The organism is Paenibacillus sp. Soil787 (assembly GCF_001429545.1).
In the GTDB taxonomy this organism is placed as follows: Bacteria; Bacillota; Bacilli; order Paenibacillales; family NBRC-103111; genus Paenibacillus_E.
Window position 1 is genome coordinate 248,755 of the sequence record NZ_LMSP01000012.1, and the last position, 14,672, is coordinate 263,426.

The following is a 14,672-nucleotide window of genomic DNA, read 5'->3' on the forward strand; positions in this document are numbered from 1 at the left end:
CATTGGGACACTTCTAAACACGCTCCTATCTCTTTCAACTTCAAATTATATGGACATTTTCATGGGCTTGTGAACAATCTCACCCTTCAAAATCCATGTCTGTGCATGCGTAACTTCCACTTCAACCATTTGACCGATTAAAGACTTATCACCAGTAAAATGAATCAATTTATTCGTCCGCGTGCGACCAGCTAGTACATCAGCATTATTCTTGCTTTCACCTTCAACAAGTACTTCAACGGTCTGATCTAACAATCTCTCATTGCTCGCTTTACTGTGTTTATTAACAAGCTCATTCAACCGATAAAGTCGTTGTTTCTTTACTTCCATCGGTACATTATCTTCCATATCGGCAGCAGGCGTACCTTCTCGCGGCGAATAAATAAATGTAAACGCGAAATCGAAGCCTACTTCCTCATAAAGAGACATGGTCTCATCGAACTGCTCATCCGTTTCACCTGGAAAACCAACAATAATATCTGTTGTCAGAACGACATCAGGCATTGTTTCTTTAATTTTACGGGCCAACTGTAAATAATGATCTCTGGAATACTTTCTGCTCATTCTTTTCAGAACCTCGGTATTACCCGATTGAACTGGCAGATGAATATGCTCTACAAGATTACCGCGTTTACCTAGTACTTCAATCAAGCGATCATCAAAATCTCTTGGATGTGAAGTAGTAAAGCGAATGCGCGGCACATCAATTTTACGAATATCGTCCATCAAATCAGCGAATGAATACGTAATATCCTCAAAATCTTTACCATAGGCATTAACATTCTGTCCAAGCAGCGTAATTTCCTGAAACCCTTGCCGAGCCAAGTCCCTAACTTCAGCTAGCACGTCTTGTGGTCGGCGACTTCTCTCTTTACCCCGCGTATAAGGAACTATACAGTATGTACAGAACTTATCGCAGCCGAACATGATGTTCACCCAAGCACGGATTCCCTCACGTTTTTTTGGTAAATTTTCAACGATATCGCCTTCTTTGGACCAAACCTCAACGACCATTTCCTTGTTATAGAAGGCATCCTTTAAAAGAGACGGAAGTCGATGAATATTGTGCGTTCCGAATATCAAATCTACAAAAGCATGCTTTTGCATAATTCGATTCACGACCGCTTCTTCCTGCGACATACAACCACAAACACCCAGTACAAGGCCCGGTTTCTGTGCTTTCAGCGCTTTTAAATGGCCAAGCTCACCGAACACCTTGTCTTCGGCATTCTCCCTTATCGCACAAGTGTTGAGCAGAATAACATCTGCTTGGTACTTGTCCTCTGTCGGTTGATAGCCCATTTGCTCGAGTAAACCCTTCATTACTTCTGTATCATGCTCATTCATCTGACATCCGTAAGTGCGAATCAAATAATATTTATCTTTGCCGAACTCCTGCATGTCCTCAGGAATGGTGAAGTCATAGTGTACGGCGATCTCTTCTTTTCCGCGCTTCTTTGCATCTGTCAGTGAAGGAGGCTGAAAATATTGGGAATAATCCTTGTCGGATTTCACTTGGTTAGCCAATTTCTTTCCTCCTAAGAGTTTTCGTAGAGTTTTGCAGTAGTAAACTGACGCAACTTTTATTATAGCATCACAAGCCTACATAGTACAAAAAGAAATTAGCATATATATGAATATTTACTTACATAACTAATCAATTATTTCAGCTAAATCGCCAGTTTTCACACCAGCAGCATTACCCTCATCCGTGTCAATATGCATGTCTAATGCATAGTGATCAGATACGCGCGCAATGACATTCTCGAAAATCAACGGTCGTTCTCCCTTCACTTTGACACGCAGAAGCTGTTTATCTTGAATACCCCATTTCACAGCATCCGAAGTATGAAAGTGAATATGTCTAGCCGCGACAATTACGCCTTGCTCTAGATCTATCTCACCCTGTGGACCAATGACACGGAGGCCAGGAGTGTTCTCTATCTGTCCGGATTCACGTACCGGCGGGCTTATCCCTAAAGAAAAAGCATCCGTTCGCGATACTTCAATTTGTGTACTAGGACGAGCGGGTCCAAGAATACGCACTTTCTCGATCTTACATTTTGGCCCAACAATCGCAACCGTTTCTTGCGCAGCAAATTGCCCTGGTTGTGAGAGATCTTTAAACGTCGTCAATTCATATCCCTTACCAAATAAAACGTCGATATGAGCTGGAGATAGATGTATATGTCTAGCTGAAACTCCTACAGGGATTGTTTTCATAGTATCCATCCTTTAACTTTGTAATAGTAGCCATTATTGCCGCTCAGCAAAAAAGGCATACGGAAAATCTCCATATGCCTTCAAGGTATAACTATTATTTGAATTCAGTAAGCATTTTACTGAAATCAGCTTCCGAAAGCTTAAGGTCTTGTTTCGCAAGTCCTTCTTTAGCAAAGCTTGGAATGGAATCTTCATAGCTCTTTTTCTCTTTGTTTTGATAGATAATGCCCGTCAGCATGGAGTTTGTTTCCATGATTTTGGTCATTGCCATCACACGGTTTGTGTAATCATAATCAGGAATTTCATCCAGATCCACGATGTTCTCTTTGAACCAGTCATACGTGTTTACTTTATTGAAAGTTACGCATGGGCTAAATACGTTAATCAAAGAGAAACCTTTGTGATTCAAACCAGCTTCGATAACAGCCGTTAACTGTTTCAAGTTACTGGAGAACGATTGTGCTACGAAAGAAGCACCGGCAGCCATAGCAACTTCTAAAGGTGAGATTGCTGACTCAATTGTACCTGATGGAACGCTTTTCGTTTTGAAACCTTCCGCACTACGTGGGGATGCTTGACCTTTTGTCAAACCGTAGATTTGGTTATCCATTACGATGTATGTTACATCAATGTTACGACGAATCGCATGTACAGTATGTCCCATACCGATAGCGAAGCCGTCGCCGTCACCGCCTGAAGCGATAACTGTCAAATCGCGGTTAGCCATTTTCACACCTTGTGCGATTGGCAAAGATCTACCGTGAATTCCGTGAAAACCATAAGCATTGATGTAACCAGAGATACGACCAGAACAGCCGATACCAGATACGATTGCTAGACCTTCAGGCTCTAAACCAACATTAGCTGCTGCACGCTGAATTGCCGCTTGTACGGAGAAGTCTCCGCAACCAGGACACCAGTTAGGCTTTACATTGTTACGAAAGTCTTTTAATGTTGCCATGCTAAAGTCAACTCCTTACATTTTTGTTCAATTTCTGCTGGCAAGAATGGGTTACCGTTGTATTTAAGAACGTTTTTAATTTTATCTGCATGACCAACATGCAGTTTAATTTGATCTGCTAATTGTCCAGTTGCGTTGTTTTCAACAACGATAACTGTTTTCGCTTTTTCAACAAGAGGTCTCAGCTGCTCTGCAGGGAACGGATGAATCAAACGCACTGTAGCGTGATTTGTCTTAATTCCTTCCAGTTCAACGCGGCTTCTTGCTTCATCGATCGTTCCACCAGTGGAACCCATTCCGATAATCAGAAGATCTGGATTCTCATGAGGTGCGTCGAATTTAATTGCATCTGTTACTTGAATGTGTTTTAGCTTCTCAAGACGCTTATCCATCATACGTTGACGGTTTTCAGTGCTTTCTGAAGGACGCCCCGTTTGGTCATGCTCAACACCTGTAACATGGTGAATACCATTCTTCACGCCAGGAATCACACGTGGTGAAACACCGTTCTCAGTGAACTCATAGCGTTTGAACAATTGATTCGCTTCTTGTTCAGGAGCTTCTGAAACTAGTGCTCCGCGATCAATCACAATGCGGTTGTAATCTAGCATTTCTGCGGATTGTTTACCCAAGGAAAGCTGTAGGTCCGTCATCAGAATGACTGGAACTTGATATTTTTCAGCAAGATTGAAAGCTTCAATTGTATCGTAGAAGCACTCTTCAATTGTGCTTGGGGAAAGAACGATTTTTGGGATTTCTCCGTGTGTACCGTATACCATTGCGTTCAAGTCAGATTGCTCTTGTTTCGTTGGAAGACCCGTACTTGGACCACCACGTTGTGTATCTACGATAACTACAGGCGTTTCAGTCATACCAGCAAGGCCAATGGCTTCCATCATCAAAGATAGACCAGGACCTGCAGATGCTGTTAGCGCACGAGCACCAGCGTAGTTAGCGCCGATAGCCATTGTACATGCTGCAATTTCATCTTCGGTTTGGATAACAGTACCACCTAATTTAGGAAGTGCTTTTTGCAAGTATTCCATGACTTCAGATGCAGGTGTAATTGGATAAGCTGGCATAAAGCGGCAACCTGCTGCTACAGCTCCAAGAGCAATTGCATCGTTACCGATCATGAACAATTTTTGGTTGCCGTCAGCTGGTTCCAATTGGAAGTCAGCGATAGGTCCACCGGCTAACTCTAGAACGGATTCTGCACCCTTACGAACAGCTTCAATATTTTTTTCTACAACTGCTGCGCCTTTACGGCCAAATTCTTCTTCAACAGCTTTATTAAACACGTCAAGCGGCAAACCGAGCAATGCCCAAGAAGCGCCTGATGCGGCCATGTTCTTAAATAAGGAAGTTCCTAACTCTTCTGCAATCGCTGTAATTGGAACTGGAAACAAACGTGCTTTAATTCCTTCCGGTAAAACGGGGTTAAACTTAGCATCTGCAACGATAACACCGTTATCACGAAGTTCGTGTGCATTAAAATCGATACTTTCTTGGTCGAAAGCGACCAAAATATCCAAATCGTCTGAAATTGCGCGAATCGGTTTAGTGCTGATGCGAATCTTGTTATTTGTATGTCCCCCCTTAATCCGTGAAGAGAAATGACGGTACCCATACAAATAGTAACCGAGACGGTTCAATGCAGTAGAGAAAATGCGGTCTGTACTTTCGACCCCTTCACCCTGCTGACCTCCGATTTTCCAAGATAACTGACTAATCACCGTACGTCCACTCCTTTTGATTGTAGCTGCATGAAGAACTTAAAAAGCTAATTTGTGGTAATTTAAGATGAAGCTATAAAAAATTTCTTTCACTTGTCATCCAAAATTGTATGCCTTTACAGACCAAATTGCAAGGGTTTAAACGATTCTAAAACATAGAGTTTTTAGATCGAATCCATATCAATATTAGAATGATTCATAGCTTTCACTTCGGGAGATTGGTGAGCATGAAATTCCGCCAATTTCCATACAGGAATGCCTCCACTTGTGCTTCCTTATAGTTTTTACATAAAGCTTCTATTATATTTCCATATTGACCGACATGTCTCAAGCCTTTCATCCATTGCTCGATCCCATCAAAATCCGATCCAAAGCCAATATGCCCTTCCCCGCCCATTGAACAAACATGATCAATATGTTTCAGCAATGCCGTAACAGGTACAGCTAAATTCGTGCTATCTACAAAGTAAGGAACAAACGTAATCCCGATCAGTCCTTGACACTGGATGATAGCTTTGATTTGATCGTCTGATAAATTTCTTGGATGAGGACATACTTTTTGAGCGTTCGAATGGGAGGCAATAAATGGTTTCGAATACACCTCAACCAATTCCCAGAACGCCGCTACGGATAAATGAGATACATCTGCTATTATACCCATAGTTTCTAATTCTTTTAACATCAGCTTGCCTTTTCTTGTAAAACCACCTTTACGCGGCTCCATAACACCATCTGCAGCCCAATTTGCATAGTTCCAAGTCAAGCCAATACTTCTAACTCCAAGAAGGTGAAGAATCCTTAAATGTGTCATGTTACCAGCTAAAGCATCTAAACCTTCAAGAGTTAGAATAGCTCCAATCTGTTCCCCTGCTTCAACAGCACGCCAGTCTTCTACATTTTGAATAAATTTCATGCCTGGATGACGTATAATTTTTCGATGAAATAAATCAATCATTTGCAAAATATGATCGAATGTAGGCTGCTGAATAGAGTCCGATAAGTAGATAGCAAAACACTGAACTTTAACTCCGGCTTGCTTAAGCCTTGGATAATTAACATCCAACTCTTGTTCTTCCTTATCGAAATCCAGCTTGGGGTTCATATACAATTTCGTAAGTGCATCGCAGTGACCATCCATTATTCTCATCTTTGCAGCCTCCTATACACCATCTAGACAACACAAAAACCCCTAAGCAGAGGTTTGATAGGCATTGTGAAAAACCTGTCTACTAGGTAAACAGGCTAGGTATTTAGTATGATCCGGCTTAATTACCTTGGTTCTACAATAAGTTTAATGGCCGTCCGATCTTCCCCGTCAATCACGATGTCTGTGAAGGCTGGTACACAAATTAAGTCAACTCCACTGGGCGCGACAAATCCTCTTGCGATAGCTACTGCTTTGATGGCTTGGTTTAAGGCGCCTGCACCAATAGCTTGGAGCTCCGCCGCTCCACGCTCACGCAAAACACCTGCCAATGCACCTGCTACGGAGTTTGGATTGGATTTTGCTGAAACTTTTAATACATCCATGAATAGTACCTCCTCGGGAATGATGGATAGATTCCATTACCCATCATATTCTCAAGGATTAACAAACATGCTATGGTATTCAATTATATATTTGCAATAGTTAGAATTATCTGCTAATCCATGAATACTTGATCTTCATCATAACGGATAAGGTTAATTCCTTTTGCCAAACCGGTCTGATCGTTCAATTCAATCACGACAGCATGGAAATGCCATTTGCCTTCGTCGGTTACAAAACGAACTGGAAGCTGGGTTTTGAACTTTTGCAGTACAGCATTACGTTCAACGCCAAGAATACCATCGCGCGGCCCTACCATCCCTACATCGGTTACATAAGCTGTTCCTTGCGGCAGAACACGGTTATCATTCGTTTGTACATGTGTATGTGTGCCGACAACTGCAGACACTTTTCCATCCAAATGCCAACCCATCGCAATTTTCTCAGAAGTTGCTTCCGCATGAAAATCAACAAATACAAATTTATGTTTTTTCTTATCCGCTTCAAGAATTTCATCCACTTTACGAAATGGGCAATCAATCGGCGGTAAAAATGTGCGTCCCTGCAAATTAATAATCAATAGTTCTTGATCCTTGACCTTAATAACCGTATGTCCTCTACCCGGTGTTCCTGGAGGAAAGTTAGCGGGTCGAACCATCTTCTCGTCACGATCAATGAAATCAAAAATCTCTTTTTGGTCCCACGTATGATTGCCCATTGTCAGAGCCTGAATGCCCATCTCATAGATTTCTTTAGCGATAGCTGCTGTAATCCCTTTTCCTGCGGCAGCATTCTCGCCATTAGCAATGAACACTGCGTGAGGATGAGCTTGCTTTAGTCTAGGCATAATATTTTTTAACGCTTTTCTTCCAACAGATCCTACAATATCGCCAATAAATACAATTTTCATAACAATTTAATAACTCCTTTATAAATCGAAGATGCAAAGACGAGCAATTGATGGATTCAATGACCAGCCTGAAAATAAGGAAAAGTGGCTATATCAGCCACTTTTCGCATTGGGATCTTATTTAGCGTATTCAACAGCTCTTGTTTCACGAATGACCGTAACCTTAATATGTCCTGGATAATCGAGTTCACCCTCGATTTTCTTCGTAATATCGCGGGCTAGACGGAACGCTTCGGTATCATCCACTTTCTCCGGCTGAACCATAACGCGTACTTCACGACCTGCTTGAATGGCGTATGATTTCTCAACACCTTCGAAGGATTCCGAAATCTCTTCAAGCTTCTCCAGACGCTTAATATACGTTTCGAGCGTCTCTCTGCGTGCTCCAGGTCTGGCTGCGGATAAAGCATCTGCAGCTCCTACTAACATCGCAATAACAGAGGTTGCTTCTACATCACCGTGATGCGATGCAATACTATTAATAACGACTGGATGCTCCTTGTACTTCTTACCAATCTCAACACCGATTTCCACATGAGATCCTTCAACCTCGTGGTCTAGCGCCTTACCGATGTCATGAAGCAGCCCGGCACGTTTCGCCAAAGTTACGTCTACCCCGAGCTCCCCGGCCATCAGACCAGCCAGATAAGCTACTTCCATGGAATGTTTCAACACGTTTTGACCGTAACTTGTTCTGAATTTCAAGCGACCCAAAATTTTGATCAAGTCAGGATGCAATCCGTGTACACCAACCTCAAACGTGGCTTGCTCCCCATATTCGCGAATACGTTCGTCCACTTCTTTACGGGATTTCTCAACCATCTCTTCAATGCGTGCTGGATGAATTCGTCCATCAGCAACAAGCTTCTCTAAAGATGTACGAGCAATTTCGCGTCGGATTGGATCAAATCCTGATAAAATAACTGCTTCTGGCGTATCATCAATAATAAGGTCAATACCCGTCAATGTTTCCAGAGCGCGAATATTACGTCCCTCACGACCGATGATTCGGCCTTTCATTTCTTCATTTGGCAGTGATACAACTGAAACGGTTGTTTCAGCAACGTGATCAGCAGCACAACGTTGAATGGCGAGCGTGATGATTTCACGAGCTTTCTTATCGCCTTCTTCTTTGGCCTGCTGTTCGATTTCTTTAATAAGCTGTGCGGTTTCGTGACGAACTTCCTGTTCTACATTTGTAAGAATGATACTCTTAGCTTCATCCATTGTAAGACCAGAAATTCGCTCTAACTCCGAAACTTGGCTTTTATAAAGCTGATCAATTTGTGATTGTGTATCCTCGATCCGCTTCTCTTTGTTGGCAACTTGCTCTTCTTTACGCTCGAGAGATTCTAATTTTTTATCCAGCGATTCCTCTTTTTGCAACAATCGTCTTTCTTGTCGTTGAATTTCATTTCGACGTTCACGAATGTCTTTTTCAGCTTCGGACCTCAGTTTGTGCACTTCGTCCTTTGCTTCCAGAACCGTTTCTTTTTTCAGTGCTTCTGCTTCCTTCTTGGCAGATTCTCTAATCTGTTCAGCGGCTGTTTCAGCACTGGAAATTTTCGCTTCTGCAAGAGATTTACGGATAAAATAACCAATCCCTAAGCATGCAGCTCCAACAATGAGAATGATCAGGATCCAGATGAATGGCATCATCTTGTTCACCTCCTCGTTGGTTTCTCCAAGGTGTTAGCCTGGGATTCCCTTCGGTTTTTTAATCCGATTTTTAATTGTTTGACTAGTCATACATACCCTACTTATTAAGAGCATGGCTTTTAAATGAATGCGCACCGTGCGTTAGAGGCACTATAGTGCTAATAATCCATAATCAACAGTGTAAAAATTGGCGGTTTCTACATCTGTCCCCTCAAAATCAATGAATTAAGTATGATTTTGAATACATTATGAAAATATACACTGTTATTTTATCTTTTGTCGAAGAAGCTTGTCAAGCGAATGTCCCTGAGATGACAGAATAACTATTTCCAGCACCAGATAATATTTAATGTCATTAACTAATAAAACATATAATTAATGACATTAATAATCGAACGAGTCATCTGAGATTTCAAATTCCTCTTCACTCGATTCACTGCTTAATACACCCAAAACCTTGTTAACAATAGAACCTGTATAGCCTCTCCGCATAAGAAAAGCTCCCGTCTTTCTTTTACGATCCATAGTCTTTCCTGAGGTTTGCTTCCATTTCGTTTGCCCCAACTTCATTGCCCCTGCAAACTCATCTTCAGGATCGATAGTTTCCATGGCATTTTTGACCAATTCTTTATCAATACCTTTTTGTTGAAGCTCTTGTCGAACGAGATTACGACCTTTTCGCTGCGAAATAATGCGATTATCTGTCCACATTTTCGCAAATTCCTCATCATTGATATAATTTTGCTGAACTAGCTTCTCACATGCCCATGCAATAATAGGCACTTCGAATCCTTTCTCTTTCAGCTTACGTTTTACTTCACTTAATGAATGAGGTCGTCTGCCTATCATGCTTATTGCCTTTATATAAGCCATATTCTGTTCCTCATCAAGCGTTATACTTTCGATTTCTTGGAGATGTATGGTTTCCCCTTTATTTAACCGATGCTTGATTAAAATATCTTCATGAACGGAGAATGCGTATTCTTCATTTAGAAATATATTGTATCGATGCTTACCACGCTTCTGTTTCTCAACCTTGGTGATGATTAACAATGGTTGTTGCTCTTCACTATTCAAAACTAACCAACTCCTTCAATGAAGAAAAGCACCTTAACACAAGGTTTAAGGTGCTTTCATGTATGATCATTAAAACTTATTCGAAATCTGGTTCCAACTCATCATCTTCCTCGTCAACATTAAGAGGGATTGCTTTGATTAAATTACTGTTCTCTCGAATCCGTAATTCAATCGTTTCCGAGATACTTTTGTTATCTTTCAAAAACTGCTTCGAATTCTCACGGCCTTGACCAAGACGCTCACCTTCATACGAATACCAAGCTCCGCTTTTATTAACGATATCCATCTCTGTTCCGATATCAATAATACTGCCTTCGCGTGAAATTCCTTCACCGTACATAATATCTACTTCTGCTTGTTTAAACGGCGGAGCTACTTTATTCTTAACGACTTTAATTCTTGTGCGGTTACCAACCATATCATTACCCTGTTTGATGGTTTCCACACGACGAACATCTAGTCGAACGGATGAGTAGAACTTGAGTGCACGGCCGCCAGGTGTTGTCTCTGGGTTACCGAACATAACGCCAACTTTTTCACGTAATTGGTTAATGAAAATCGCGATAACTTTGGACTTGTTGATCGCACCAGACAGCTTACGAAGTGCTTGGGACATCAATCGAGCCTGAAGACCCACGTGAGAATCACCCATATCGCCTTCAATCTCTGCTTTAGGCACTAATGCCGCTACGGAGTCAATAACAATAATATCTACAGCTCCACTTCGTACTAATGCTTCAGCGATTTCAAGTGCTTGTTCACCTGTATCTGGCTGAGAGAGTAGAAGCTCATCTATATTAATACCAAGCTTGCTTGCATATGAAGGATCCAATGCGTGCTCCGCATCGATAAAAGCTGCTTGTCCACCATTCTTCTGTACTTCTGCGATAGCATGCAGAGCTACCGTAGTTTTACCAGAAGACTCAGGTCCATATACTTCAATAATTCTTCCGCGTGGAAATCCACCTATTCCAAGCGCGATATCAAGCGCAAGAGAGCCGGATGAAATCGTTTCAACTTGCATATGTGTAGATTCTCCAAGCTTCATAATGGAGCCTTTTCCGAACTGCTTCTCAATTTGACGTAAAGCATTATCAAGTGCTGCGCGACGATCTGACAAAACACTCACTTCCTTCTTCTATCATTATAGGTATATGATAACTTGTTTTCAGGTGTTTGCCAAGCATTTTTTCGAACATACATTCGACTTTTTAGCGAACAAACAAAAAACCGCAACAAAGTTATCGCTTTGCTACGGTTCTTCCGTTAACACTTAGCCTTATTATATGCGAACTCTAGCTATCTTTCAACTGTTTCCATAATTGATAGAGCGCATTTTTGGCTGCTCTATGCTTGATGGACTCCCGATTACCAGATAGCTGCAAAGTAATAACCCTTGTTGCTGCGTTCTTTTGAGCAAAACCTATATAAACCAGTCCTACAGGCTTGCCTTCAGACGGACTTGGACCGGCTACACCCGTGACGGATAGACCAAAGTCACTTCCGGTCACAGTAATCAATTGCTCCGCTAAGAGGGTCGCTGTCTCGCTGCTAACAGCACCTGGGGAACCCTCCCCTTCCAGTACTTCCATTGGAACACCAAGGAGCTTATGCTTCAAGGCATTAGAATAACAAATAATCCCTCCAAGGAAAGATTGGGAACTCCCCGGTACCGAAGTAATCAAATCGCTTAGCAGGCCGCCTGTGCAGCTTTCAGCCACAGTAAGTGTCTGGTTCTTCTCGCCAAGCAATTGCAGCACAATCGTTTCGATAGGAACATCTTGGTCGGCATAAAGATGCTCTCCTAATCGCGTTCTAATCTCTTGCTCGGTCGCATGAAGATTCCGTTCACCTTCTGAAGCTGTCTGTGCACGTGTTGTTAAGCGAATCGTCACTTCGCTTTCTTTGGCATATGGAGCGATCGTTGGGTCCGTTTGAGCTTGGATTAGATCAAGTAATTGATGTTCCAAGTTAGATTCACCGATGCCGGCAAATTTAAGCATTTTGGAATAAAGCGGAATCTCATTAGTCATCCGTGCACGCAGCCAAGGAACCGCATACTTGGTGAACATTGGCTTCATTTCTTTGGGCGGGCCAGGCAGCAGAATGAAATGTGTCCCTCCGTATGTAAATGCATTACCTACTGCAAGTCCTGTTTCGTTATGTAAAGGATCACTTCCCTCGATCATCATCGCTTGTCGTCTGTTGCTTTCCACCATATGGATCCCGCGTGACTCGAACATCTCCGTAATTGTTTTCATAGAGGGCTCATGGACAATCAATTCACGACCTATAAATGCAGCAAGCACATCCTTCGTCAAATCATCCTGCGTAGGTCCAAGACCTCCCGTACAAATAACGACGTCAGCTCTTGAAACGGCTAATTTGAAGCTATCTAGCAATCTCTGTTCATTATCACCAACGACCGTTTGGAAATACATATCAACACCAAGCGCAGCACATTCTCTGGAAAGAAATTGAGCATTCGTATTTACAATTTGGCCTAATAAAAGTTCCGTTCCAACAGCGATAATTTCAGCTTTCATTCCTAGTTCCCTCCTTAAAATGAGAAAACCTCTACCCTCGGCCATTTAAAGATGAGCGACCGCGTTTAGAGGAGAGACTTTGGCCTACGACCAAAGATCCCTATATTAGGTAAGTTTTAAGCTTTTTCCGAAAAATCAATGACATGCTTATTCTTTACAAAGTACTCTACACCAGAATACACGGTAATAATTGCTGCTACCCAACTAGCTATAACATCAAAAGGGAAGTGCAGAAACGTAAAAGGAAAATTATTGATAAGTAGTGCAATGATGGCTGTAATCTGAGCTGCCGTCTTCGCTTTTCCCCATTTGCTAGCCGCCATCACGGTACCCTCCAATAGAGCAATTTGGCGAAGTCCTGTGACAGCCCACTCTCTACTGATAATGACAATGACAATCCAAGCATCTACTTTACCCATTTCCACTAATGAGACGAGAACAGCCGTTACAAGCAGCTTATCCGCTAAAGGATCAAGCAGCTTGCCCAAGTTGGTCACAAGATTACGTTTTCTGGCAATGTAACCATCTAAACTGTCTGTACTCGCTGCAATAATGAAAATTAAAGCAGCAATAATTTGATTATACGTTATGCTAAATTCCTCTATCCGTATATGAGGGAATTTCACCTTAATCAACAGAAAAAACATGATAATAGGTACTAATAAAATCCTCGCCACGGTGATGCGATTAGCTAGGTTCATGCAATTACCTCCCCGGATAAGTCAAACTCGTAAGAGTGGGTAATACGAACTTTAGCTAGTTCACCTATGTTAAGCTTCGCATTCGACACGAATACTTCTCCATCAATTTCAGGAGCATCAAATTGGGAACGACCAATATATACATCACTTCTGCCATCGTATCTTTCGATTAGCACGTCGATTTCCTGCCCGATGCGGCGTCCGCCACGCAAATTTGATATCTCACGTTGAATTTCCATAATCGCGTTCGCTCGATACTCTTTTACATCATCAGGAACTTGGTCCGGCAAACGTGCTGCTGGTGTATCATCTTCCTTGGAATAGGCAAACACACCGAGACGGTCAAACTGAACATCGCGAACAAATTGTTTCAAGTTTTCGAAGTCCTGCTCAGTTTCACCTGGGAATCCTACAATGAGTGAGGTACGTAGGGCTACATCCGGAATCGCTTCACGAATTTTACGAACCAGTTCACGTGTATCCTTCTGGCGGCCAGGTCTACGCATCCTTTTAAGAATAGAATCTTCACTGTGTTGAAGCGGCATATCAATGTACTTACATACCTTCGGATTAGATGCCATAACAGCAATCAATTCGTCACTAAAGAATCCAGGGTAAGCATAGTGCAGCCGCACCCACTCGATGCCTTCCACTTCGCTTACTTTATTCAGCAAGGTAGGCAGCATGAAACCATCATAAAGATCTGTTCCATAATTCGTGGAATCCTGCGCAATTAGACTAATTTCTTTAACGCCTTGAGCTGCAAGATTGGCTACTTCCGTAACGATGGACTCCATACTTCTGCTTTTAAAGCTGCCTCGCATGATTGGAATACTGCAGAATGTACAAGCGTTATCGCAGCCTTCTGCAATTTTCACATAGGCTGTATATCGTGGAGTTGTCATGAGTCTTGGCAGATCCGCATCATAATTAAATACCGGATTCCCTACAAGGACCGGTTTCTTTCCGCGAAGCGCCTCATCTACGATATGGTTGATCTTATCGAAATCTCCGGTACCCACGATGCCATCAATCTCTGGCATTTCTTCCATCAACTGCTTTTTGTAGCGTTGTGTAAGACATCCGGAGACGATTAGCGCCTTGAGATTCGCTGTTTGCTTTAGTTCTGCCATATCCAAAATTGTATTAACGGATTCTTCTTTTGCTGCATCAATGAACCCGCAAGTGTTCACGATAATGACAGTGGCATCTTCCTTGTTATCAACAAGCTGAAAACCACGGCCATGAATTAATCCTGACATAATCTCGGAATCGACCAAATTCTTTTCGCATCCAAGAGTAACTACTTTAACCTTTTCTGTCATGAAAGA

Annotated in this window: 13 protein-coding genes; all 13 read right to left on the minus strand. The window is 42.1% G+C overall.

The genetic code is table 11. The features are described from left to right. Positions 1-45: 45 nt before the first annotated feature. The 13 genes from miaB to rimO all read right to left on the minus strand — a co-directional run bounded on the left by miaB (position 46) and on the right by rimO (position 14,666). Entirely contained in the window at positions 46-1,515 is a 1,470-nt protein-coding gene (gene miaB / locus ASG93_RS13675; RefSeq protein WP_414858870.1) for a tRNA (N6-isopentenyl adenosine(37)-C2)-methylthiotransferase MiaB, read from the minus strand. Positions 1,516-1,653: 138 nt separating this feature from the next. Then, positions 1,654-2,223: a phosphate propanoyltransferase gene (pduL, locus tag ASG93_RS13680; RefSeq protein WP_056832777.1), complete on the minus strand. Its 570-nt coding sequence runs from the start codon at positions 2,221-2,223 to the stop codon at positions 1,654-1,656. A 94-nt stretch (positions 2,224-2,317) separates the two neighbouring features. Beyond that, positions 2,318-3,184 carry a 2-oxoacid:ferredoxin oxidoreductase subunit beta gene (locus ASG93_RS13685; protein ID WP_056832779.1) on the minus strand — a complete coding sequence of 289 codons (867 nt, stop codon included), beginning with the start codon at positions 3,182-3,184 and terminating at the stop codon, positions 2,318-2,320. Next, positions 3,172-4,920 carry a 2-oxoacid:acceptor oxidoreductase subunit alpha gene (locus tag ASG93_RS13690; RefSeq protein WP_056832782.1) on the minus strand — a complete coding sequence of 583 codons (1,749 nt, stop codon included), beginning with the start codon at positions 4,918-4,920 and terminating at the stop codon, positions 3,172-3,174. Before ASG93_RS13690 ends, ASG93_RS13685 begins: the two co-directional genes overlap by 13 nt. 205 nt (positions 4,921-5,125) lie before the next feature. Next, entirely contained in the window at positions 5,126-6,067 is a 942-nt protein-coding gene (locus ASG93_RS13695; protein WP_056832784.1) for a dipeptidase, read from the minus strand. A 122-nt stretch (positions 6,068-6,189) separates the two neighbouring features. Continuing rightward, positions 6,190-6,450, minus strand: a complete 261-nt coding sequence (locus ASG93_RS13700) for a stage V sporulation protein S (protein WP_028558349.1) — start codon at positions 6,448-6,450, stop codon at positions 6,190-6,192. Between the two features lie 113 nt (positions 6,451-6,563). After that, a complete protein-coding gene (locus ASG93_RS13705) occupies positions 6,564-7,358 on the minus strand; it encodes a TIGR00282 family metallophosphoesterase (RefSeq protein WP_029195281.1) in 795 nt (264 codons plus the stop codon). A gap of 117 nt (positions 7,359-7,475) precedes the next feature. Beyond that, positions 7,476-9,017: a ribonuclease Y gene (gene rny / locus ASG93_RS13710; RefSeq protein ID WP_056832786.1), complete on the minus strand. Its 1,542-nt coding sequence runs from the start codon at positions 9,015-9,017 to the stop codon at positions 7,476-7,478. Positions 9,018-9,401: 384 nt separating this feature from the next. Beyond that, positions 9,402-10,094 (minus strand): regulatory protein RecX, encoded by a 693-nt coding sequence (locus ASG93_RS13715; RefSeq protein ID WP_056832788.1) that lies wholly within the window; start codon positions 10,092-10,094, stop codon positions 9,402-9,404. A 76-nt stretch (positions 10,095-10,170) separates the two neighbouring features. Further along, the gene (recA, locus tag ASG93_RS13720; RefSeq protein WP_056832791.1) at positions 10,171-11,214 is read right to left on the minus strand and encodes a recombinase RecA; all 1,044 of its coding nucleotides are present in this window, start codon (positions 11,212-11,214) and stop codon (positions 10,171-10,173) included. Positions 11,215-11,389: 175 nt separating this feature from the next. Further along, positions 11,390-12,640 carry a competence/damage-inducible protein A gene (locus ASG93_RS13725; protein WP_056832794.1) on the minus strand — a complete coding sequence of 417 codons (1,251 nt, stop codon included), beginning with the start codon at positions 12,638-12,640 and terminating at the stop codon, positions 11,390-11,392. A 116-nt stretch (positions 12,641-12,756) separates the two neighbouring features. Next, positions 12,757-13,341, minus strand: a complete 585-nt coding sequence (gene pgsA, locus ASG93_RS13730) for a CDP-diacylglycerol--glycerol-3-phosphate 3-phosphatidyltransferase (RefSeq protein WP_056832796.1) — start codon at positions 13,339-13,341, stop codon at positions 12,757-12,759. Beyond that, entirely contained in the window at positions 13,338-14,666 is a 1,329-nt protein-coding gene (gene rimO / locus ASG93_RS13735) for a 30S ribosomal protein S12 methylthiotransferase RimO (RefSeq protein ID WP_056832798.1), read from the minus strand. Before rimO ends, pgsA begins: the two co-directional genes overlap by 4 nt. Positions 14,667-14,672: the final 6 nt, after the last annotated feature.

Coding starts and splice junctions, on each gene's coding strand:
- pduL (WP_056832777.1), bottom strand. CDS start 2,223: ATGAAAACAATCCCTGTAGGAGTTTCAGCTAGACATATACATCTATCT.
- ASG93_RS13685 (WP_056832779.1), bottom strand. CDS start 3,184: ATGGCAACATTAAAAGACTTTCGTAACAATGTAAAGCCTAACTGGTGT.
- ASG93_RS13695 (WP_056832784.1), bottom strand. CDS start 6,067: ATGAGAATAATGGATGGTCACTGCGATGCACTTACGAAATTGTATATG.
- ASG93_RS13700 (WP_028558349.1), bottom strand. CDS start 6,450: ATGGATGTATTAAAAGTTTCAGCAAAATCCAATCCAAACTCCGTAGCA.
- ASG93_RS13705 (WP_029195281.1), bottom strand. CDS start 7,358: ATGAAAATTGTATTTATTGGCGATATTGTAGGATCTGTTGGAAGAAAA.
- rny (WP_056832786.1), bottom strand. CDS start 9,017: ATGATGCCATTCATCTGGATCCTGATCATTCTCATTGTTGGAGCTGCA.
- ASG93_RS13725 (WP_056832794.1), bottom strand. CDS start 12,640: ATGAAAGCTGAAATTATCGCTGTTGGAACGGAACTTTTATTAGGCCAA.
- pgsA (WP_056832796.1), bottom strand. CDS start 13,341: ATGAACCTAGCTAATCGCATCACCGTGGCGAGGATTTTATTAGTACCT.
- rimO (WP_056832798.1), bottom strand. CDS start 14,666: ATGACAGAAAAGGTTAAAGTAGTTACTCTTGGATGCGAAAAGAATTTG.